23 protein-coding genes and 1 pseudogene are annotated in these 20,106 nt (G+C 45.7%); 13 read left to right on the top strand and 11 right to left on the bottom strand.

The window, feature by feature from the left end:
* Nucleotides 1-296 precede the first annotated feature (296 nt).
* Nucleotides 297-1,448, top strand: coding sequence for a site-specific integrase (locus tag BLR88_RS17085; RefSeq protein WP_091261382.1), 1,152 nt, complete (start codon nt 297-299; stop codon nt 1,446-1,448).
* An 81-nt stretch (nt 1,449-1,529) separates the two neighbouring features.
* On the opposite strand, the gene BLR88_RS17080 is transcribed toward BLR88_RS17085, so the two are convergent.
* Both BLR88_RS17080 and BLR88_RS17075 read right to left on the bottom strand, forming a co-directional pair.
* Nucleotides 1,530-1,763 carry a YlzJ-like family protein gene (locus BLR88_RS17080; protein ID WP_057899072.1) on the bottom strand — a complete coding sequence of 78 codons (234 nt, stop codon included), beginning with the start codon at nt 1,761-1,763 and terminating at the stop codon, nt 1,530-1,532.
* A complete protein-coding gene (locus tag BLR88_RS17075; RefSeq protein ID WP_057900349.1) occupies nt 1,760-2,524 on the bottom strand; it encodes a ClpP family protease in 765 nt (254 codons plus the stop codon). The genes BLR88_RS17080 and BLR88_RS17075 overlap by 4 nt, the downstream gene beginning before the upstream one ends.
* Nucleotides 2,525-2,738: 214 nt before the next feature.
* On the opposite strand from BLR88_RS17075, the gene BLR88_RS17070 reads away from it, so the two are divergent.
* On the top strand, nt 2,739-3,347 hold the full coding sequence (locus BLR88_RS17070) for a DedA family protein (protein WP_057899073.1): 609 nt from the start codon (nt 2,739-2,741) through the stop codon (nt 3,345-3,347).
* A gap of 15 nt (nt 3,348-3,362) precedes the next feature.
* The gene (locus BLR88_RS17065) at nt 3,363-3,947 is read left to right on the top strand and encodes a hypothetical protein (RefSeq protein ID WP_057899074.1); all 585 of its coding nucleotides are present in this window, start codon (nt 3,363-3,365) and stop codon (nt 3,945-3,947) included.
* 14 nt (nt 3,948-3,961) lie between these two features.
* Here the strand turns inward: BLR88_RS17065 and BLR88_RS17060 are convergent, their stop codons facing one another.
* Complete coding sequence (locus tag BLR88_RS17060; RefSeq protein ID WP_057899075.1) at nt 3,962-4,504, bottom strand: hypothetical protein; 543 nt, start codon at nt 4,502-4,504, stop codon at nt 3,962-3,964.
* Between the two features lie 216 nt (nt 4,505-4,720).
* Here BLR88_RS17060 and tlp point away from each other — a divergent pair, with 216 nt between their 5' ends.
* Nucleotides 4,721-4,948, top strand: coding sequence for a small acid-soluble spore protein Tlp (tlp, locus tag BLR88_RS17055; protein ID WP_091261379.1), 228 nt, complete (start codon nt 4,721-4,723; stop codon nt 4,946-4,948).
* A gap of 80 nt (nt 4,949-5,028) precedes the next feature.
* Nucleotides 5,029-5,226, top strand: coding sequence for a hypothetical protein (locus tag BLR88_RS17050; protein ID WP_057899077.1), 198 nt, complete (start codon nt 5,029-5,031; stop codon nt 5,224-5,226).
* Between the two features lie 43 nt (nt 5,227-5,269).
* Here BLR88_RS17050 and BLR88_RS17045 read toward each other — a convergent pair whose 3' ends face one another.
* The 4 genes from BLR88_RS17045 to BLR88_RS17030 are packed head-to-tail and all read right to left on the bottom strand — an operon-like array spanning nt 5,270 to nt 7,986.
* A complete protein-coding gene (locus BLR88_RS17045) occupies nt 5,270-5,611 on the bottom strand; it encodes a phage holin family protein (protein ID WP_057899078.1) in 342 nt (113 codons plus the stop codon).
* A 51-nt stretch (nt 5,612-5,662) separates the two neighbouring features.
* Nucleotides 5,663-6,520, bottom strand: coding sequence for a recombination protein RecT (gene recT / locus BLR88_RS17040; protein WP_091261378.1), 858 nt, complete (start codon nt 6,518-6,520; stop codon nt 5,663-5,665).
* A gap of 24 nt (nt 6,521-6,544) precedes the next feature.
* Nucleotides 6,545-7,612, bottom strand: a complete 1,068-nt coding sequence (locus tag BLR88_RS17035; RefSeq protein WP_091261377.1) for a YqaJ viral recombinase family nuclease — start codon at nt 7,610-7,612, stop codon at nt 6,545-6,547.
* Nucleotides 7,609-7,986 (bottom strand): helix-turn-helix domain-containing protein, encoded by a 378-nt coding sequence (locus BLR88_RS17030; RefSeq protein ID WP_057899080.1) that lies wholly within the window; start codon nt 7,984-7,986, stop codon nt 7,609-7,611. Before BLR88_RS17030 ends, BLR88_RS17035 begins: the two co-directional genes overlap by 4 nt.
* Before the next feature lie 256 nt (nt 7,987-8,242).
* Here BLR88_RS17030 and BLR88_RS17025 point away from each other — a divergent pair, with 256 nt between their 5' ends.
* From BLR88_RS17025 to BLR88_RS17005, 5 genes are all read left to right on the top strand, one after another.
* Nucleotides 8,243-9,253: an asparaginase gene (locus BLR88_RS17025; RefSeq protein WP_057899081.1), complete on the top strand. Its 1,011-nt coding sequence runs from the start codon at nt 8,243-8,245 to the stop codon at nt 9,251-9,253.
* 92 nt (nt 9,254-9,345) lie between these two features.
* A complete protein-coding gene (locus BLR88_RS17020; protein WP_057899082.1) occupies nt 9,346-10,785 on the top strand; it encodes an alanine/glycine:cation symporter family protein in 1,440 nt (479 codons plus the stop codon).
* 272 nt (nt 10,786-11,057) lie between these two features.
* The gene (locus tag BLR88_RS17015) at nt 11,058-12,146 is read left to right on the top strand and encodes a CobW family GTP-binding protein (protein WP_057899083.1); all 1,089 of its coding nucleotides are present in this window, start codon (nt 11,058-11,060) and stop codon (nt 12,144-12,146) included.
* Between the two features lie 17 nt (nt 12,147-12,163).
* A complete protein-coding gene (gene yidD, locus BLR88_RS17010; RefSeq protein WP_057899084.1) occupies nt 12,164-12,436 on the top strand; it encodes a membrane protein insertion efficiency factor YidD in 273 nt (90 codons plus the stop codon).
* A 95-nt stretch (nt 12,437-12,531) separates the two neighbouring features.
* Entirely contained in the window at nt 12,532-14,004 is a 1,473-nt protein-coding gene (locus tag BLR88_RS17005) for a sigma-54 interaction domain-containing protein (RefSeq protein WP_057899085.1), read from the top strand.
* A 123-nt stretch (nt 14,005-14,127) separates the two neighbouring features.
* On the opposite strand, the gene BLR88_RS17000 is transcribed toward BLR88_RS17005, so the two are convergent.
* Together BLR88_RS17000 and BLR88_RS16995 are read right to left on the bottom strand one after the other, a co-directional pair.
* Nucleotides 14,128-14,904 carry a D-alanyl-D-alanine carboxypeptidase family protein gene (locus tag BLR88_RS17000; protein WP_057899086.1) on the bottom strand — a complete coding sequence of 259 codons (777 nt, stop codon included), beginning with the start codon at nt 14,902-14,904 and terminating at the stop codon, nt 14,128-14,130.
* Nucleotides 14,889-16,025 (bottom strand): UDP-N-acetylmuramoyl-tripeptide--D-alanyl-D-alanine ligase, encoded by a 1,137-nt coding sequence (locus BLR88_RS16995; RefSeq protein ID WP_057899087.1) that lies wholly within the window; start codon nt 16,023-16,025, stop codon nt 14,889-14,891. The genes BLR88_RS17000 and BLR88_RS16995 overlap by 16 nt, the downstream gene beginning before the upstream one ends.
* Before the next feature lie 157 nt (nt 16,026-16,182).
* Here BLR88_RS16995 and BLR88_RS19745 point away from each other — a divergent pair, with 157 nt between their 5' ends.
* Nucleotides 16,183-16,338: a hypothetical protein gene (locus tag BLR88_RS19745; protein ID WP_175493670.1), complete on the top strand. Its 156-nt coding sequence runs from the start codon at nt 16,183-16,185 to the stop codon at nt 16,336-16,338.
* Between the two features lie 67 nt (nt 16,339-16,405).
* Here BLR88_RS19745 and BLR88_RS16990 read toward each other — a convergent pair whose 3' ends face one another.
* A complete protein-coding gene (locus BLR88_RS16990) occupies nt 16,406-17,371 on the bottom strand; it encodes an ABC transporter substrate-binding protein (RefSeq protein ID WP_057900351.1) in 966 nt (321 codons plus the stop codon).
* 312 nt (nt 17,372-17,683) lie between these two features.
* Between BLR88_RS16990 and BLR88_RS16980 the strand changes: the two genes are divergently transcribed.
* Nucleotides 17,684-18,691, top strand: a complete 1,008-nt coding sequence (locus BLR88_RS16980) for a FecCD family ABC transporter permease (protein ID WP_057899089.1) — start codon at nt 17,684-17,686, stop codon at nt 18,689-18,691.
* Entirely contained in the window at nt 18,688-19,725 is a 1,038-nt protein-coding gene (locus BLR88_RS16975) for a FecCD family ABC transporter permease (RefSeq protein WP_057899090.1), read from the top strand. Before BLR88_RS16980 ends, BLR88_RS16975 begins: the two co-directional genes overlap by 4 nt.
* A 144-nt stretch (nt 19,726-19,869) precedes the next feature.
* Here the strand turns inward: BLR88_RS16975 and BLR88_RS16970 are convergent.
* Nucleotides 19,870-20,106, bottom strand: a pseudogene (locus BLR88_RS16970) (IS701 family transposase); the annotation flags it as partial.

Here is a 20,106-nt window from a genome sequence, read left to right as displayed (position 1 = left end):
ACCCATGCTGCCATACTTACAGGTGATAGTGACTTCCTCCCAGCAGTTGAAATTGCTAAATCTGAAGGTGTACATATCACTCTTTTCTACTCCGATAAAGAAGGTGTCTTCCTCACGATGAACTATTAGATATGGTAGACGCACGAAGAATAATCAATCAGGAAATGATCGACTCATGGAAAAGATAACATATATCAAGCCCTCTAGGGCTCTTCTTTTTCACCACAAAATAGAACATACGCTCCTATTTATCAACAAGTTTATCCACAATATTCACATAAAGGAGAGGATGAAAAATGAAAGGATACTTCCGCAAACGTGGAACAAAGTGGTCATTTACTATCGATGTAGGCCGTGACCCCGAAACCGGGAAACGGAAACAAAAAACTGTATCAGGGTTTAAGACAAAAAAAGAAGCTGAAAAGGCGTGCGCTGAAATGATTGCACAAGTTGAAAATGGACAATATGTAGTCGAAAGCAAAGAAACTTACGGAGAATATTTATTAAATTACATGAACAACGTAGCACGTCATGCCATGCGCCCTTCTGGATTTACTAATCAAATGTATAAAGTTAAAAAGCATATTTTACCCGCTCTCGGACAAATGAAGCTGAAAGATATAAAACCTATGCACATACAAAAATTTTATTCTCAGAAGCTAAACGAAGGCTTTTCTCCTGCCTCCATCCATTCTTACCATGCCATTATTAGTAAATCATTACGCCAAGCAAAAAACTGGGGATTAATACAGGAGAACGCCGCCTCCTCTGTATCTTTACCGCGTATTCAAAAAAAGCAATTGAAAACTTGGAGTTTGGACGAGATTAATCAATTTCTACATGCTATATCAAAAAGGGATAAGCGATATGAGCCATTTTACATTATTTACGTTTTAGCTATTTACTCCGGTATGCGTAAAGGAGAAATACTGGCCCTACAGTGGAAAGATTGCGATTTAGAAAACGGATATATTCGTGTTCAGAGAACGCTAGCTAAAACGCCTGGGAAACTCTTTTTCCAGGAACCAAAAACTGCACAATCTATTCGTACAATCAAACTCCCGGACTTTGCTCTTCAAGCCTTAAAAGCGCAAAAAATTAAACAAAAAGCATGGCGATTACAACTTGGTGCTGCTTATCAAGATTTAGATTTGGTTGCCTCAGATTTTGATGGCGGTATGATTACACCTTCTGAAGCAGATCATGATTTCAAAAGAGCATGCGAGCATGCTGGAGTGCAAAAAATACGTTTCCATGACTTAAGACATACCCATGCTACCATCTTGCTGCAGCTAGGCGAAAATCCAAAGGTTGTATCAGAAAGATTAGGCCATGGAAATATTACCGTCACACTTACAACATACTCACATGTACTCCCTATCATGCAGGATAATCTTGCTAAAAACTTTGATGATGCACTTAAAAATACATCTAAAAAATCAATATAAAACACAAAAGTGGTCAAAATGTGGTCAATTTATATTTTCCGACTACCTACATCCCTCTTAAATGCAGTAATATCAAGGCTTTTATTCACGGTTTGAAAACTCTGGGCGAAAATAAATTTTTTGCCCGGGCGCATACGCCGGGTTCATGTAGTCGTAAGGATTAGGACTGATAAGTCGTACGATACGCGCTTCGTTTATTCCACACGGCTGTACAAGCATCGTTACACCGTTCACCTGAATTTCCATATTCTCATACGCGACGTTATCTTCATTTTGAAAAATCAATTCGAGAGGCAAAGCCGAGTAAATAATCATTGCATCACCTGCTCCGTTTTCGTCTCGGCCGAACGGCGCTCTTCAATGCGCCTTTTCAGTTCCCGCATCGCATCGCCCAGGCCGCCAATTTCATCGATCAAGCCGAATTCCACCGCTTTTGTACCAACTACATTTGTGCCGACATCGCGGCTTAATTCACCAACTTTGAGCATTAACTCACGAAATTTCTCTTCCTTGATATTAGAATGATGCACAACAAATTTCACGACGCGATCTTGCATTCTTTCAAGATATTCAAAACTTTCCGCGACTCCTATTACAAGCCCGGTTAAACGTACAGGATGAATCGTCATCGTAGCTGTCTCCGCGATAAACGAATAATCGGTCGCAACAGCGATCGGCACACCGATGCTATGTCCGCCGCCAAGTACAAGCGATACGGTCGGCTTGGACATCGACGCGATCATCTCCGCAATCGCAAGTCCTGCTTCCACGTCTCCCCCTACAGTATTTAAAATGACTAACACTCCTTCAATATTCGGATTTTGCTCTGCGGCCACCAGCTGTGGAATGAGATGTTCATATTTTGTTGTCTTGTTCTGCGGCGGCAATTGAATATGCCCTTCAATTTGCCCAATAATCGGCAGACAATAAATGTTGCTATCCGGCACGGAAGGCACATTCGTCTGTCCGAATTGCTGAATCAGTTCGGTTGTTGCTTTGCGCGGATCTACCGGTGGGGGAGCGGCAGGAGCTTCCTTCGGTTTTTCCGGAAGCGGCTGTGGTTGTAACTCGTTCATTTGCTCTCGCACGTCTTCTTCCTCCTTGTTCCTTGGTATCCATAGTATGAATTGTGATAAAAGAAAGCATGCATGAAAGCTTTCCACGAATTAAAGATGGTTCTTTTTACGGAATCATTCGCCATGCAGCAAGCTTTGCCTTGTGAAGGGAGCAGCCTTGCCTGTACAATGGTAAAGAGGAAAACGGTAAGCTGACCAAAAGATAGGAGGAGTCATGGAAGAGTTTATTCGGTCAATATTAATCTTTCTTAGCGATTTGGGCTATTTCGGGATTGCGATTGGCTTAATGCTGGAAGTCATTCCAAGCGAAATCGTACTTTCTTATGGCGGGTTTCTCGTCTCGCAAGAAAAAATTACATTCTGGGGAGCAGTCATCGCTGGTACCATCGGCGGAACCATTGCTCAGCTTTTTTTATACTGGATGGGCTATTACGGCGGACGTCCGTTTCTTAAAAAGTACGGGAAATATTTGTTAATCCGCGAAAAAGAAATCGATAAAGCGGAGGAGTGGTTCAATCGCTATGGTGTAGGTGTGATTTTTACGGCGCGCTTTATTCCGGTTGTCCGGCATGCGATCTCCATTCCCGCGGGCATTGCGCGAATGCCGCTTGCGAAATTTACACTATATACCACGCTGGCAGTTATTCCGTGGTCTATCCTTTTTATATATTTAGGGATGCAATTGGGCGCACGCTGGGAGGACATAAATGAAGCCGCCAAACCATTCATCGAACCCATTATCTGGATCGCAGCTGCATGCCTTGTTCTGTATGTGCTGATCAGTATATGCAAAAAGAAAAAAGCTTCCCGTTTCTTTAGCTAATAAAGGGGGAATGGCATGGAAAAACAAAAAAAGGGAGAACGATTTGTCCGAAGTGCAGGACTTGTCGCAACGGCAGCCCTTCTTTTGCTAACAGGCTGTACAACTAAGGAAAATCTACCTACCGACAACGAGTTATCGGCTAAAATCGCGGAAAAGCAAGAGCAAAAGCGAAAAGAAAAAATCACAAACACTAAAGAAGAACTGGACCGCTACTTCGCGTCCCTCGCTTCCCACACCGAACAGCTTCATGCAGAGCGCGCCGCTTTGCTCAAGGCTTTCGCTGCGCTCAGCGAACAGAAACTTACGGAACAACAAACACGGGCCAAAGTTCACTCGGCCATTTCGGCTTATGAAGCAAAACTCAAGGATTTGCAAGAGATGCAAGTTCCCGCGTATCAAGAAATACAGGATTTCCATCAAGAAATGTATAGCGCCATGAGCCGATACGTTCCTGTGATGAAAAAAGCGGAGAAAGGTCTGCGTACAAAGAACGCATCCCTTCTTAAAGAAGCGGAAAAAGAAATGCATGCGCTTGATGTTAAAGCGAAGCAAGTGATTGAAAAAACAGCAAAACTTCATGTAAAGATCCGTACAAACTAATGCAACCCGGAGCCTTATTCTTTTCCTGACAAGGCTCCGGGCTGTCTTTTTAGTACGGGATAAGCGGTTACTTGATATAGCTTTTCATGGATGTCATACCGGATCGGCAGTTCAATAACAATCCGCTCCCGCGTTCCGGCAAAAATAGCAATAGCCCTCACTTCTACTCTTCCCTCATATTGGCCTGTAGGCGCAACACGCGTAACTTGAAGCTGTTCTACGCGTTCCGCATGCGGCCACGTCATTTTCTTTCCTACAAGGGAAGGCGCAAACTTCTTGTGCATTTCCTCATTCATATCGGAAGCAAGCAACCATTTCCTGCTAAAGTCTATGGCAAACGCTTTCGCCTGAGGAGTGCCGATCGTGCTGATTTTTTGCGAAGGGATCAACGTATTTTCCAAATAGGAGACATTCAATCGAATAAGGCTCGCGGCCCCATTATAAAGCAGCACCAGCGCGGAAGCCAGCCCTACCACTTGGATAAACGTAAGCCATGTGCGATTTTGCGGTTTGTTTTGCCTACGCCATTTCTTAAATGGCGTTACTTTTTTATTCATACGTGTCATGCTCCCGCCTTCACGCCGTTTTTAGCTATTGCACGCTTACTGCTCCATTTATATAAATTGTACCATGAACCAACCGCAGACGTCATTGGCCAGCTTCCATGCAAAGCCTTTCTTATTCCACCGAATAAAAATGCTATTTTTATCACACAATACGTTTTGGAATGCAGCTGCATTCATCCACTTACTATTTGAGGAGGAGTCGTTTGCATGGCAAAACCTGACAATCGTAAAGATAATGTGCGAAAGCTGCAAGAAATGATACAAAATACAATCGGCAACATCGAGGCTGCGGAAGAAACGATGAGCAACACGCATTTGACAGAAGAACAACGACAACAAATCCGCGAGAAAGACGAACGCCGTAGAGCAAGCATTGAAGGAATGCGGAACGAAATCCAGGACGAAGCACGCGCACAAGAAAATCGTTACGAATAAGTGGACAAATCTTTTTTGTTCGCATATTATATAAATCGTGTGCTTGAAGAAAAACGGAAAACAGGAAGTGAAGCAATATCATGAAAACGGTGCAAGAAGCGCTGAAAGCTGGTAAGACGATCGAATTAACCGAGCTATTCGACGATCAGTTTGAGTGGGATCCTTCTTTCAACCTGCTAGAACTGTTGCACAGCGGACAAGTAAAATACAACGGCGCAGAATTAACGAAAGAAGAAAGCGAACAAATTATTAAAGCGCTCAGCATTCTGGTCGCCTAAAATACAAAACGCCCTGCCTGTTCCCGGTAGGGCGTTTTCTTTGTTACTTTTTCTCGAACAATCCATACATAATGCTGCTGACAATCGCCAATACAATCGAGCCAAAGAATGCGGAAAAAAAGCTCTCCACATGAAATCCGGGGACAAGCTTGCTAGTCAATATGAACAACAGCGCGTTAATAACAAGCGCAAATAAACCGAGCGTAAGAACCGTCACTGGCAACGCCAACAATTGCAAAATCGGCCGTAAAATCGCATTGACTAAACCGAGCACGATCGCAGCAACAAACGCGGAACCGACACTATCGAACCAGATCGCGTCAAATAACCACGCCACGATCAAAAGCGAAACAGCCGAAAGCACCCAGTGCCAAAGCCACCGCATTTCTTCCCCTCCTTCCTTTTCATATTTACATTCTTTATTCTCACTCTCCTGCTACTTCTCCTGTTTCTGATTCCCTCCTTCTATTTCTTTCTCGTTTCCGCTTCGTTCCTCCTCTTCCTCCGCTGACTCTGATGGAAGATCTTCCGCGGATACAACTTGTGCCTCAAACGGCCGGCTGTACACGCTCACCGGTTCTTCGGTGATATCCGAACGAACCGTTTCATCCTGTGCCGCCCCACGCATAATTTCCACACTTAGCGGCAAATATTTGAACATATGACGAATTACGGTTTTTTTCGCCATTTCTTCATAATCGGTTACCCACGGCCCGCTTTTATAGGAACGGGAACGTAACCTGCGTTTGTCGATTTCTTCCTTAGACATAAATTCAAATTGGTATCCGCCGTCCGTAAAATGAACAACCGCATACACGCCGATAAATTCCCCGCGACTGTTCATTGCCGGTTTATGCTTTAATGATGGATAGAGGCCGTATTCGTATTCAAACTCGTCGTTTTCATACACTTCGTGAGCATAAATGTTCTTAATGTTACCTGAGCGACGTGCAAGGTCAATCATTCCCTTATATCCGATAATAAATGTTGCTTCGCGCCCGTACGGAACGATATAGCACTGACCCAAAAGCCCTGGTTCCAGGCCAAGCTGAGCCGCCTGCATTACAGCTCCAAGAAGCGATGGAATGGTGCATTCCAAAAGCTGTGGGTTTGTGCGGATCGTCGTCAGGGCAATTCGTAACAATCTATCTACATCCATATGTTTCGGAAGCACACGTTTCACTTCTGGTTCCATCTTTTTCAAATACGCGCCGATCGTTTGCGCCGGTGTCGGCGGAGAACTTCCGGTTTCTCTCGCCTTTGCTTCCAGTTTGCTTTTTAAATCGTCTGCCATCTCAAACTCCTCCTGTTCCTTCATCTATGTAATAATGAAGCGCCGGGATACGGCTGGCCGGGCGAATTGTTCATAAATGTCTGGACGTTGCTCTTTCAGCGCCTTTATATCAAGCGTGCGGCGGGACACATTCTTCCATGTAACACGATGCGCGGATGTGAGGCCGGTTTCATGGCGACCGATAAGCGCCTTTAGCCGGTTCTCGGCCTCTCGTTTGCGCTGTGCGGCTTCCTGTATATCACGCTCCGCTTTTTCCCACTGGGCAATAAGCTCTTCCGCTTCATCCGGAAGTATAAGCGTGCTGTCTACCTCACCTTCCGGGTATATATTGGCAAGCAATGCAGCGGTCGCTTCGCTTCCGTCCGAAAGCGGTGGAACACCTGCCAGCACGTGATGATGCCAGAAATGTTCACAAATTCGGAAGCTGAGCGCAATCAGTTCATCATCGCGCGCCACAACTTGATGCCGGAAAGTATTGCCGCCGATAAGTACTGCAAACGCCCCCCATGTAAGACCGGTAATATATAAATACCACTGAAGCTGTAGCTGGTACGCTTCCGGCACATTACCGTCCTCCCACTCTTTGCGTGCGTATTCGGAAGCCGTTTTGATTTCCAGCACGCCGTTGCCGCGTTCCGCGTCAATAATCAAGCGATCAATATTGCCGATAACCCACTCCTTCTCCGGATGCTGAAGAATTGCATTGCGCCGCTGCAACTTATAGCCTGTCCTGCGGGAGAATTCCTCCGCGACGACCTCTTCCATCATACGTCCGAAATGCATGGCTTCCGTATCCTCGCTTTCGGCCATCTGCCCTGTTTTTTCCAAATATACAGCAAGGGCCGATCTGTAAGGGTCTACGCCACAAATCGCTCCGACATCGCTGCCTGTAATTCCCCGCCTGCGCCAAGCGAGCCATTCCCGGTGTGACAGCTCGTTCGTATTGACCAGTCGTATTGCCTGCATGTTTCCTCCTTCACAGCACGCCGTTTGCTTTATGTCTTTACTTTCTCCATTTTCTCTTAAGAAAAACCGTCCCGTCTTCCCTATCGTAAAAAAGACAAGCATGCCCAACCATTTTTTACTGCTCACCTGTATTCATTTTCCATCTGCCGTCTGGCCCGAACAAAAGCAATAAACTGCTTTTTTTCTTCATCTGAAAGCGTCCGGCCATCTATCGTCAATTTCACTTCCGATGCCATCCGTTCATCCGTTAACTCAATCCACTTTTCTGTTTCTTTTCTCTTTTTAACTGCCTGAAAGTCCGGGTTATCGATTCGGTTCAGCAAATAGTCCACAGACGTCTCCATTACGTCCGCGATCTTCTTAATGGCATCCAATGAAGGCTGGCGGTATCCTGATTCATATCCGGCGTACGTGCTTTTCGCGATTCCGAGCTGATCCGCTATATATTGCAGCGACCACTTTTTTCTTTTTCTGAGTTCATAGAGTCGGTATAAATTCATCGATGTTTCCCCTTTTCCCTTCTCTTTGTCTTTCATTAATTACAATTTAAGAAAGCGGTAACAATATTTATTATAAATAAATGTACGCGATTCGCGTAAAAATGCTTGTCACATTTATGAAAATTATTATAATTAAAATGTATTATTCTCGATACGCGTACTATCATGACGGTGTTACGAGAACAATAGAAATCGCGTAAAAAAAGCTCTTATTTCTTGCTACTGACTACATTTGCATAAAAGAGAGGTGCTGTACTTGAAAAAATTGCTACTTCTTGCCACAGGAGGAACCATTGCTTCAGTGGAGGGGAAAGAGGGGTTAACTCCCGGTATTTCAGCTGATGAACTTTTGCGCTATTTACCCGAGGAACAAGGCGGCTATCACCTCGAAAGCAAAACAGTAATGAACATTGATAGCACAAACATGCAGCCTGAATATTGGGCAAAAATTGCCGAAGCTATCCATGAACATTATGCAGATTATGATGGCTTCGTAATTACTCATGGAACAGATACGATGGGCTATACGGCCGCTGCGCTTTCCTATATGCTGCAAAATTTGGGGAAACCAGTGGTTCTTACAGGCTCACAAGTGCCAATTTATTTTAAGAAAACGGATGCGAAGAAAAACTTTATCGATGCGGTTCGTTTTGCCTGCGAAGACGTTGCTGGAGTATTTGTCGTTTTTGATGGTAGAGTCATTAAAGGAACACGCGCTGTAAAAATGAGAACGCAAAGCTATGATGCGTTCGAAAGTATTAATTTCCCTTACGTTGCTTACATTAACGATACTGATATTACATATAACATGAATGTATCTGCCGTATCAAAACGTCCTTTCACCATTGATACATCATTATGTCCGGATGTGTTGCTTTTAAAGTTGTATCCTGGGATGCAGCCGGAATTATTTGATGCGATTAAGCATCTTTATAAAGGAATTATTATAGAGAGTTTCGGAAATGGGGGAATTCCGCACCAAGAGCGTAATCTTCTTCCTAAAATTAAAGAGCTGATTGATGCAGGAATAGCGGTTGTAATTACCACTCAATGCATAGAAGAAGGGGAGCACCTTACGTTGTATGAAGTAGGACGAAAGGTTGCCCAAAATATGATTATTCATTCTCATGATATGAACACGGAAGCTATTGTTCCGAAGTTAATGTGGGTGCTTGGAAAGACAAACGATTTAACAGAAGTAAAACGAATGATGGAGACCCCTATCTCGGACGATATGTTGGTGAAAAGCGAAATAGAAGAAGAGTAGCGAGCATTGCCAAAATAGTTCTTTTGTAAGCGTTATCGTTGTGCTGTAAAATAAATAAAGTTATAACAACATAGAAAGGAGTGTTTGAAATAATGACTATCTTAGAGAATTTTATTGCAATAAGTAATAATATTTTATGGTCTTATGTTTTAATTGCTATGCTGATTGTTCTTGGCCTTTATTTTACTTTTAGAACGAAATTTGTGCAGTTTAGAATGGTTGGTGAAATGATTCGCTTGCTTGGTGATGGAGTAGGTGATTCCAAAAAGAAGGACTCTGTATCTTCCTTTGGCGCCTTCTGCATCAGCACCGCCTCGCGCGTAGGAACAGGTAACCTTGCCGGGGTTGCACTCGCAATCTCTATCGGGGGACCTGGTGCAGTATTTTGGATGTGGCTGATTGCACTTATCGGTTCTGCTTCTGCTTTCGTTGAGGCAACACTGGCACAAATTTACAAAGTAAAGGACAAAAACGGGTTCCGCGGTGGCCCGGCATATTATATGGAAAAGGCGCTTAATCAACGCTGGATGGGTGTTTTGTTTGCGATTCTGATTACATTATGTTTTGGCCTTGTATTTAACTCCGTTCAGGCAAATACAATTACGCTTTCCCTGCAAACCGCGTATGGGCTGGATCGCACGATGATGGGTCTTGCACTTTCAGCGCTTACAGCATTTATTATCTTTGGTGGTCTCAAACGTATTGTTAAAGTAGCTGAATGGATGGTTCCAGTGATGGCTGGCGGTTATGTATTATTGGCTTTATACATTGTAATCACAAATCTTCCTGTTATGCCTGACGTATTTATGACAATTTTCAAAGGGGCATTTGGCCTGGAGCAGGTAGCAGGTGGAGGAATGGGGGCCGCCCTCATGCAGGGAATTAAGCGCGGCTTGTTCTCTAACGAAGCGGGTATGGGTAGTGCGCCGAACGCTGCGGCAACGGCTGACGTAACACACCCGGTTAAACAAGGTCTGATTCAAGCGCTTGGTGTATTTGTCGATACATTATTGGTTTGTAGTTCAAGTGCCTTTATCGTATTGCTGTCTGATGCCTATAAGCAAGAAGGGCTCGAAGGAATCGCGATCGTTCAGACTGCGCTTAGCTCCCACATTGGTTCCTGGGCAGGAAGCTTTATTGCGATTGCAGTATTCCTGTTTGCGTTTAGCTCAATTGTCGGTAACTATTATTATGGACAAACGAATATTGAGTTTATTGATACAAATAAAACCTGGCTATTGATTTACCGCCTCGCTGTTGTGGCGATGGTGATGTATGGTTCCGTAGAGAGAGTAGCTGTTGTATGGGATATGGCTGACCTGTTCATGGCGCTTATGGCAATAACGAACCTCATTGCAATTGCTCTGCTGGGTAAGATTGCGTTTGCCGCGTTGCAGGATTATACGAAACAAAAAAAGCAGGGCCAAAATCCGGTGTTCTATACCAGTAGTATTGGCGGATTAAAAAACGTAGAATGCTGGCCGGAAAGCGAAACAGATAGCAAAGCAAAACAAGATGCGAACGTAATGTAATTCAGCTGCTCGATAGAGATAGCTATGATAATGATAAATTACGACGTTTCTCCCCTTCACGTAAAAAGGAGGAACGTCGTTTTTTTCATTGCCTATGATAAATACATCGACCTTGCTGGTTTCTCCTGTTACAAAGCGAGCCACCGGTTCAAAGCAATAAAGACGGGAGATGAATCCCCTTTTTAAAAAAACATGCTATCATCAAATTAGTATCATCACCTAAATGTATCGGTCAAACCCGCGGCGAAACATTCATATCAAGGAGGAAGTATATGACCCGCATTCCTGTCATCATATTAAGCGGATTTCTGGGCAGCGGAAAAACAACGCTGTTGCTTCGTCTGCTACATGAAGCAACCGGACGGAATCTGCAACCTGCCGTACTGATGAACGAACTCGGCACAATTGATGTAGATGGACGCCTAATCAACGCTACTATGCAAGAAAATCAGGTGCTCGAAAAACTGCTTGACGGCTGTATCTGCTGTAGCAAAAAAAGCGAAGTGGTAGAAAGTATGGAAAAACTGCTGCACAAGCGGCCAGATGTTATTTTTGTCGAACTGACCGGCGTGGCTAATCCAGAAGAAGTAGTGGATCTGCTTGTAGAACCGCAATTGAAAGAAAAAGTTCGTTTTCACTCGATTCTAACTACAATCGATTCCTATTATTACCTGGAATACACAAGCATCTTCGAAATTGACCGCCAGCTTGTCCGTACGGTCAAACGCCAAGTGAAAGTCGCGGATATGATTATTGTCAACAAGACGGAAGGTATGAAAGAAAATCATAAAAACAAATTGCTAAAAGCGCTGCGCAAACAAAACGACTGCTCTCCCATTTTGTTTACAACATACAGCGATATCGATCTCGCTCCTGTGTTTGACATAATTGAAAGGCAAGAGCCAATAAACACAGCGGATTTGTCTGTCCAAGACCTAGCAGACCTCGAAGTCGCCGCACATGAATCCGGACATCATTATGAAAAAGGGCAGAAACACAGCGAACATGCACATGTCCATCTCCACGCTCATCGCCATGAACAAGAAGATGCAAACGGCTCGTACTCCCGTGTGCAAACATTCACACTGCCAGCTACCGGGACGGTTCAGCAGAAAAAGCTGGAACGTTTCCTAAAATCGTATCACCCCCGCCTACTGCGGGCCAAAGGGTATCTGACCGTCGAAAGCAAAACGGGTATATATCTGATGCAGTATGCGGCGAAGCGAACGGAATGGGAAGCGGTAGAGAATACAGGCGAATGCTATCTCATACTTATCGGCATTGACCTGCCGATGGAAGAAATGCGGCAGAAGTGGAAAGAAATATGCCTGGAAGCGACCGTGCAACAACCATCATTATGAATGAACAGGATGATTGTATGAAAACCGTTCTTATTTTGCTCATCCGGGCATACCAGCGTTTCATTTCTCCACTGCTTCCCCCTTCCTGCCGCTTCTATCCTTCATGTTCCCATTATGGGCTTGAAGCCATTCAACGCTTTGGTGCGCTCAAAGGGGGCTGGCTGACAATCAAACGGTTGGTGAAATGTCATCCGTTCCATCCCGGAGGTATCGATCCTGTGCCGGAGAAAAAGAAAAAAGAACAAGCCGGGGAAACAAGGCACAGAAAATGGAAAAAACATAAAAGGTAAATGCTTCATTTCTGATTCAGAAGTGCTTGATTTTTTTGCATGTTCATGATTAATTTTATGGCAAGTAAAAAATTAACGAAAAATGGAGTGCAATCATGGGAGCGTTGTCGGAAAAGGAAAAACTGGAACAAAAAATTAAAATTTACGAATTCATTTTAAACCGGCTCAATGAAGGTATTCATGTTATTGATGAAGACGGCATCTCAATCATTTACAATGAAAAAATGTCCGAAATCGAGGCGATGAATAAAGAGACGGTGTTAGGCAAACGCCTGCTTGACATATTCACCTTCACCGAAGAACAGGAAAGCACGCTGCTGCGGGCGCTGCATCAGGGCGAAACAACACAAAACGTTAAACAAACGTACTTTAACGCTAAAGGTAAACAAATTACGACTATTAACAATACATTTCCTATTACCGAAAACGGACGTACTATCGCCGCGCTTGAAGTAGCTAACGACATTACCCGCGTAGAGCATATGCTGCGAGAGAACTTCTTGAAAGAGAAAGATACGCGTTATGTTTTCGAAAACATCATCGGGGAAAGCGAGGCCATTCAAGAAGTCATCGAGGTGGCCCGACGCGCGGCGCGCACTTCTTCATCGGTACTTATCGTCGGTGAAACAGGAACCGGGAAAGAACTGTTCGCCCAAAGCTTGCATAACGACAGCGCCCGCGCATCTGGCCCGTTTATTTCGCAAAACTGCGCCGCCCTGCCGGAGCATCTTATCGAAGGCCTTCTGTTCGGTACGAGGCGCGGTGCGTTCACAGGCGCCATTGAACGGCCCGGGTTGTTCGAACAGGCGCGAGGCGGAACCATTTTGCTTGATGAAATCAACTCAATGAGCCCTCCTTTGCAGGCGAAGCTTCTACGCGCACTGCAAGAGAAAAAAATCCGCCGGATCGGCGACACAAAAGATACGGAAATTGATGTGCGCATTATCGCCACAATGAATGAAGATCCGATCGATGCGATCGCAGGGAATCGCCTACGCAAAGACTTATATTACCGCCTTGGCGTCGTAACGCTGTTCATTCCGCCGCTACGCGACCGAAAACAAGACATTGAAATTTTAACGCGCCATTTTATCCAGAAATACAACCGTTTGTTCGATATGAACGTCGAGCGCGTCCATCCGGAAGTTTTGCAGGCGTTTCAGGAGTACGGTTGGCCGGGCAATGTACGTGAGCTTGAACACGCCATCGAAGGAACGATGAATTTTATTACGGATGAACACGAAATTACAATGGAGCATCTGCCGCACCACATCCGGCGCAAATTATTGCATATCACGCGCGAAGATACGGCCCGTCCAGAGCCGGGTGAGCATATGTCCACGCATCCGCTGGCGCCAAAACCGGCAGACCATCCGCACAACATCTTTCCTGATGTGCCGTCAGATTTGAAAAGCCAACTTGCGGCCTTCGAAAAAAAATATATCCGTGCCGTTATCCAAAAAAACAACAATAACATTTCCCGCGCCGCCAAAGAACTCGGAATCAGCCGACAAAGCTTGCAATACCGGATGCGGAAGTACGGCATGGGTTTTACGCTGCGCGATTAAACGTATGAAAGAACTTGCGGACGTATGCCTGCTCAGATCATTGACGAATCCGTCTCTTCTTTCTGTGCTTTTCATTAACTTTTTGCAATAATACAGCATCTGTCCGCAAAACATCTGGGTTTATTAAGCGGAAACAATGGCAGCCGCATACGCAAGCAAACGGGCAGCTTCTTCGTTTCGTTTGCGTTTTGTTAAAAGACCCATGACGACAGCGATATACCGTTTTCCTCCGGATACGAACGTTGCGCACAAACAATATTTCGCCCTTGGTGTGTATCCTGTTTTCAGCCCGTCAACCCCGGGATAAGCGCCAACCAGCGTATTGGTATTACGCAACAAAATGTTGCCTTTGTTCTTCCTTCTCACCACAATACGCTTGCGGGATGTGTAGCGAAAAATTTCTTCATATTGCACCAGCTCCCGCGCAATCAGACACATATCATAAGCGCTTGCACAATGCCCGGAAGCGGACAACCCATGTGGATTAACAAAATAGGTGTTTTCAAGGCCAAGCTCCGCCGCCCGCTCGTTCATCCGCCTGACAAACGCCGGCACGCTTCCGAACGTATATTCTGCAAGCGCCACTGCCGCATCATTGCCTGAAGCGACCATAAGCCCTGCCAACAGCATCCGCACCGCCATCTTCTCTCCGGCACATAAACGCATGGAAGAGCCTCGCATACTGGCTGCCCTGCGGCTAATCTTCACCTGATCCTTCAAAGAAATGCGGCCTTTCTTCACCTCTTCCAGCACAAGCAACGCCGTCATCATTTTTGTCATGCTGGCAGGTGGAAGCGATTCATAGGCATTTTTCTGCAACAAGATCCGACCTGTTCTCGCGTCCAACAGGCAGGCGGCTTTGGCAGTAAGGAAAAACGCGTCTTTCAACGACCTTTCCATGACAGTTGCTTCAACCCCTTAAGCCGGGCCTGTTTCTTAATATAATCAACCGTTTTCTCCAAGCCGATCTTGTGGGAAGCTTTGATAAGAATCGTTGTGTTCGGTTTAAGGCAGGCAACAATGCTTTTGCGCAGCAATTGTTCAGACTCGAACATTTTCACCCGCTCTTTGGAGAACCCGGCCTGAATCGCGGCCAAAGCAATATGGCGTGCTCTTTTTCCGTACGTATACAAATAATCCACGCCTGTGCTGGCAACATAGCGCCCAACCTCCATATGCGCTTTCGTCGAATATTTCCCCATCGCGAGCATCGTACCCAATACGGCAACTTTCGTCTCTCCGCTTACTTTTTTCAGCACATCAAGGGCCGCCCGGACGGCATTTGGATTTGCGCTGCACGAGTCGTCAATGAGCGTAATGTTGCCCGTATAACGAAAAATATTTAACCTTCGTGGCGTCCGCTTATAATAACGGAGGCCCGTTTTCATCTCCTCGGGTGTAAAACCGAGGCGACTTGCAATAGCAATCGCATTCAGCGCGTTGTATACGTTGTGCTCACCGTAAATCGGAATATAAAACGTATGCACCTGGCCGTCCAGCAAAACGTCAAAGCTCATTCCATCAGTTTCATAGCCAACATTTTTCGCCCGAAAATCGGCTTCATTCTTTATGCCTATCCTCACAATCGTCCCCTGGAACCCCTCTGTCTCCAGCAGCTTTGAATTCGGGTCGTCCGCATTGAGTACCAGGTAGCCGGTCTGCTTCATATGCTTAATTAATTCCGATTTCGCTTTCGCAATCCCCTCCACGTTACCGCCCACATTCCCGATATGCGCCGTGCCCACATTCGTAATCACTCCCATATTTGGTTGAATAAACTTGCAATGTTTTTTGATTTGGCCGCGTGCGCCCATGCCAAACTCCAAAACGGCCGCCCGGTGAAACGGGCGAATGCGCTTCGCGTTGCGCGCGGAACACGTATGCTGGTTAAAGCTGCGGTATGACGCAAAAATACGCCACCTGCGTCTCAATACGGACGCGATCATTTCTTTCGTCGTCGTTTTCCCCGCACTGCCGGTCACCGCAATGATCGGCTTAGTCAATATTAATGTTTTGGGCAAGAAAACCTCCTCCTTTTCCTATGCTACGAACCTATTCAACACAATGTATGCAGCAGATAAAGAAAAAGAGCAGGAGGCACAGACTGAGTTTTTATTCATTTTATTTTAAAATGACAGTAAACTGATAAATAAGAAAGGAAGAAGCGAGGTGACATATATGTGGTGGGCCATTGTTGCTATCATCGTTGCTTTTCTCATGGCATATATTAATTTTGCCAAGCCTGTTGAAAAGGGGGAGGAAGGAAGAAAAGAAAAAACGTATAGCCTCGTACATGAGCCGTTCCTATCCAGCGAACATCACAATCCTTATTAGGCCCGATATGGAGAAAAAACAAAAAAGTCCTTTAAAGTCAAGCGACTTCAAAGGACTTTTCTATTTTTTATTTTATACCAAAATATTTTTCCAAATCATCCAGCATTAAGTTGGCTGCTTTTACGCCTCCAGCTGTATTCCAAATGACGTCGTCCACTTTGTACGCTTTGTGTTTTTTCACAACGCTCAAATTTTTCCACAGCGGATCGTTTGTCCATTCTTTTTCGGCTTTTGAAGCTTCTCCGTTCCCTGTCTCATACGTGTAGTAGAACATGATATCCCCGTCCATGTCCGGGATGCGTTCTTTCGTTACATCATCTGCAAAAGCATCTTTATCCTGGGAAGCTGGACGGGCAACACCCAGTTCCTGCAAGATAATTCCAGCAAACGTGTCCTTATAGTAGATACGGATTTTTCCCGGCATGAAACGAACCAGGGAAACCTTGGTCGATAATTTATCGCCCGCTTTTTGTTTGAAATCGGCAATGCGCTTCTCCCAATCCGCTAATACTTTATCGCCTTCCGCTTTTTTGTTCAACGCATCCGCGTATAGCTTAAAGTTGTCCTTCCACTCTCCGCGCAACGTTTCCGAAAATACGGTAGGTGCAATCGCGGATAATTGTTGATAAATTTTTTCGTGACGCATCTTGTTTCCGAGAATAATATCCGGCTTCAGCGCCGCGATTTTCTCCAAGTTCGGCTGCTTTTCTTCGCCGAGCACAGTCACGCCTTCCATTTCTTTTGCAATATGTTTGTAGAATGGATCACCTGTCCAAGACTTCACCGCGCCCACCGGTTTCATACCGAGCGCAAGCACAGCTTCCGTTCCTTCATTCGTCAACACAACAACCCTTTCCGGCTTCTCCGGAACTTGCGTTTCTCCCATCGCGTGTTTTACCGTGCGCGTGTTTTGTTTTTTGCCCGCCTCATCCGTTTTCTCTGAAGCGGTTTGCTGTCCGCCACAGCCGGCAACTACCAGCATGAAAACGAGCAAGAGAATGAATGAAAAGCCCTTCCTTTTTCCCTTAAACATGCTCACCAACAACTCCCTCTTTCTCTACCGCGTTGTACAAGATTTATGAAAATGATTATCATTAACGGCTATAATCATATCCATTTTCTCTTTCTGTGTCAATCATTAATTTTGATAATGAATTTCAAAATCATTGACATAGATATAGAATCTTCGTAAACTTTATCGCAGATAGAAAAACTCGCGTGCTGTACCCGCTTGTCCTTTTGCTGCTGATGTAGCAAAAACGGACGCTTTGCGTCGCTGCGGGCGGTGCACAGCTTTGCAAGTTTTCCTGGCTCTATGCAATCGGAAGGAAAGTAGGATGGCAACATGAAAGGAATACTAACAACTCCCCCACTAAAAATTTTCGGGCTGATCATCGGGTTTGTCTGCATAGTCATGGCTATGTATACAAGCATTGTGTTTGGAGTGATCGATACAAATTGGAAAACGGTGGTCGATGCCTATACCCATTTTAATGGAACAAACGAACATATTGTAATTAAGGAAGTGCGAGTTCCCCGCGCCTTTATCGCGCTGGCGGTTGGCACTTGCCTTGGCATCTCCGGAGTGCTAATCCAAGCTTTGACGCGTAATCCGCTCGCAGACGTGGGAATTCTCGGCATTAACGCCGGCGCTTCTTTGTTTATTGTAATCGCTGTGGCATTCTTTTCTTTCAGTACGCTTGCCTCTCTTACATGGGTCGGCTTTTTTGGAGCCGCGGCAAGCGGACTGTTCGTATATTTTCTTGGATCTCTCGGCCGGGACGGCGCTACGCCCCTGAAATTGACCCTCGCAGGCGCCGCTATATACGCACTCTGTTCTTCGCTTACGCAAGGCGTTCTACTATTTCGAGAATCGGCAATCGAAGAAGTGCTGTTCTGGCTGGAAGGTTCGGTAGCCGGGCGCAAACTCGATGTGCTTGTTTCCGTGTTGCCGTATATGATAGTAGCAATCATCGGTTCGCTGCTTATCGCGAAACCTATCAATACACTCATGCTCGGCGAAGATGTGGCAAAAGGAGTCGGACAGCGGACAGCGCTCGTTAAGGCTATAATGGGAATTCTGCTTGTCATGCTGGCTGGAAGTTCCATTGCCGCAGCCGGGCCTATCAGTTTTGTCGGCCTGATTATTCCACACATCGCCCGCTTTCTCGTCGGAATCGATACGCGCTGGATGGTGCTGTACAGCGCGCAGTTGGGCGCGATTTTGCTGCTGATTGCGGATATTCTGGCACGGTTCGTTGCCATGCCTAAAGAACTTCCCATCGGAGTCATTACAGCTCTCCTGGGCGTGCCATTCTTCATTTATGTGGCCCGAAAGGGGGTTCGCGTATGAAAAATTATGTTCCTATCCGTGGTCAAAAGTTTCCTGTTTCTTTTTTGCTTGACAAGCGCTCACTTTTCTTTAGTCTTTTATTTTTCCTGCTTACGCTTGTGGTGCTCCTTCTAAGCGTTGGCATGGGAGATTTTTTCATTCCACCCGCTGATGTGGTAAAAACGCTGTTGGGCATTGGTTCGAGCGAACATGCGCTTATTATTCAAACGTTTCGTCTACCACGAGCATTAGCGTCGGTTCTGGTTGGAGCTTGCCTCGCCGTTTCCGGGGCTATCCTCCAAGGTATTGTACGCAATCCGCTGGCCTCCCCTGACTTGGTGGGGATTACGGGCGGCGCTTCCGTTACAGCGGTTAGTTTTATTATTCTGTTTCCAACAGCAAGCATCGCATGGCTTCCGCTCTCCGCAATGGTGGGCGCGATAGTCATGACGCTTTTGATTTATATGCTGGCTTGGCGCAAAGGTATCAGTCCGTTCCGGCTGGTACTCATCGGTGTCGGCATTCAGGCGGCGATGGCCGCTTGCACTAAGCTGTTACTTGTCATTAGTCCGATCTATTTGACAAGTGAAGCAATGGTCTGGCTTGCGGGAAGCGTGTATGGCTCAAACTGGAAAGATGTGCTTAGCCTTTTGCCATGGGCGATCGTTCTCATTCCGTGCGCTTTCTTCTTGAGCAGAAGCGTGAACGTACAGCAGCTTGGCGACGACATTGCCACCGGAGTAGGACAAAGGCTAGAGCGAGACCGCTTCATCCTGCTGGCCGTTTGTGCGACGCTGGCAGGCGCGGCGATCGCCATCGGTGGGGCGATCGGATTTGTCGCGCTACTTGCCCCGCATATTGCCCGTAAACTGGTCGGCTCTTCTTTCGGCGGGCTGCTTCCTGTGGCTGCATCGGTGGGAGCGTTCATGGTTACAGGCGCCGATTTAATCGCCCGTACCGCATTCTCGCCGCTCGATTTGCCGGTCGGTATTTTTACATCGGCCATCGGCACTCCGTTTTTCATATATTTGCTTTATAAATACCGGAATCACTGAAAAAGGGGATGGTATGATAATGAAAACGCTGGAAACGGAAAATCTGACGCTCGCATACGGGGAACGGATTATTATTAATGAACTGTAGTTGAGCAATTTTCATTACAATAATTACCATGTAAAAAGAGACAAACGGAGTACCCCTTATGCCACATGAAGCTGTTTTTTAACGACATCAATGGGAATATCTTGTTTCGCTGCATCGTAAATAAACTCCACGAGGCTATGTCCTTTCTTCTTTCGAAGGAAGTCAAGCCCGGTAGAGAAATCGCTGTTGGATTCGACCATACTGTACACATAAGCGAGTTGCACCAAGATCCAATACCGTTTCACCGCCCGACGTTGACGAACGCGGTACCCATCGAGCTTCAGCTGGTCTTT

The organism is Aneurinibacillus thermoaerophilus (assembly GCF_900099925.1).
Classification (GTDB): Bacteria; Bacillota; Bacilli; order Aneurinibacillales; family Aneurinibacillaceae; genus Aneurinibacillus; species Aneurinibacillus thermoaerophilus.
Note: the sequence above shows the minus strand (reverse complement) of the source record. Positions and strands in the feature narration are given on the sequence as shown.

What these genes read in the sequence shown, in the direction of transcription:
- BLR88_RS17085 (WP_091261382.1), top strand. Translation starts at nt 297, where the DNA reads ATGAAAGGATACTTCCGCAAACGTGGAACAAAGTGGTCATTTACTATC.
- BLR88_RS17080 (WP_057899072.1), bottom strand. Translation starts at nt 1,763, where the DNA reads ATGATTATTTACTCGGCTTTGCCTCTCGAATTGATTTTTCAAAATGAA.
- BLR88_RS17075 (WP_057900349.1), bottom strand. Translation starts at nt 2,524, where the DNA reads ATGAACGAGTTACAACCACAGCCGCTTCCGGAAAAACCGAAGGAAGCT.
- BLR88_RS17070 (WP_057899073.1), top strand. Translation starts at nt 2,739, where the DNA reads ATGGAAGAGTTTATTCGGTCAATATTAATCTTTCTTAGCGATTTGGGC.
- BLR88_RS17065 (WP_057899074.1), top strand. Translation starts at nt 3,363, where the DNA reads ATGGAAAAACAAAAAAAGGGAGAACGATTTGTCCGAAGTGCAGGACTT.
- BLR88_RS17060 (WP_057899075.1), bottom strand. Translation starts at nt 4,504, where the DNA reads ATGAATAAAAAAGTAACGCCATTTAAGAAATGGCGTAGGCAAAACAAA.
- tlp (WP_091261379.1), top strand. Translation starts at nt 4,721, where the DNA reads ATGGCAAAACCTGACAATCGTAAAGATAATGTGCGAAAGCTGCAAGAA.
- BLR88_RS17050 (WP_057899077.1), top strand. Translation starts at nt 5,029, where the DNA reads ATGAAAACGGTGCAAGAAGCGCTGAAAGCTGGTAAGACGATCGAATTA.
- BLR88_RS17045 (WP_057899078.1), bottom strand. Translation starts at nt 5,611, where the DNA reads ATGCGGTGGCTTTGGCACTGGGTGCTTTCGGCTGTTTCGCTTTTGATC.
- recT (WP_091261378.1), bottom strand. Translation starts at nt 6,520, where the DNA reads ATGGCAGACGATTTAAAAAGCAAACTGGAAGCAAAGGCGAGAGAAACC.
- BLR88_RS17030 (WP_057899080.1), bottom strand. Translation starts at nt 7,986, where the DNA reads ATGAATTTATACCGACTCTATGAACTCAGAAAAAGAAAAAAGTGGTCG.
- BLR88_RS17020 (WP_057899082.1), top strand. Translation starts at nt 9,346, where the DNA reads ATGACTATCTTAGAGAATTTTATTGCAATAAGTAATAATATTTTATGG.
- BLR88_RS17015 (WP_057899083.1), top strand. Translation starts at nt 11,058, where the DNA reads ATGACCCGCATTCCTGTCATCATATTAAGCGGATTTCTGGGCAGCGGA.
- yidD (WP_057899084.1), top strand. Translation starts at nt 12,164, where the DNA reads ATGAAAACCGTTCTTATTTTGCTCATCCGGGCATACCAGCGTTTCATT.
- BLR88_RS17005 (WP_057899085.1), top strand. Translation starts at nt 12,532, where the DNA reads ATGGGAGCGTTGTCGGAAAAGGAAAAACTGGAACAAAAAATTAAAATT.
- BLR88_RS17000 (WP_057899086.1), bottom strand. Translation starts at nt 14,904, where the DNA reads ATGGAAAGGTCGTTGAAAGACGCGTTTTTCCTTACTGCCAAAGCCGCC.
- BLR88_RS19745 (WP_175493670.1), top strand. Translation starts at nt 16,183, where the DNA reads ATGTGGTGGGCCATTGTTGCTATCATCGTTGCTTTTCTCATGGCATAT.
- BLR88_RS16990 (WP_057900351.1), bottom strand. Translation starts at nt 17,371, where the DNA reads ATGTTTAAGGGAAAAAGGAAGGGCTTTTCATTCATTCTCTTGCTCGTT.
- BLR88_RS16980 (WP_057899089.1), top strand. Translation starts at nt 17,684, where the DNA reads ATGAAAGGAATACTAACAACTCCCCCACTAAAAATTTTCGGGCTGATC.
- BLR88_RS16975 (WP_057899090.1), top strand. Translation starts at nt 18,688, where the DNA reads ATGAAAAATTATGTTCCTATCCGTGGTCAAAAGTTTCCTGTTTCTTTT.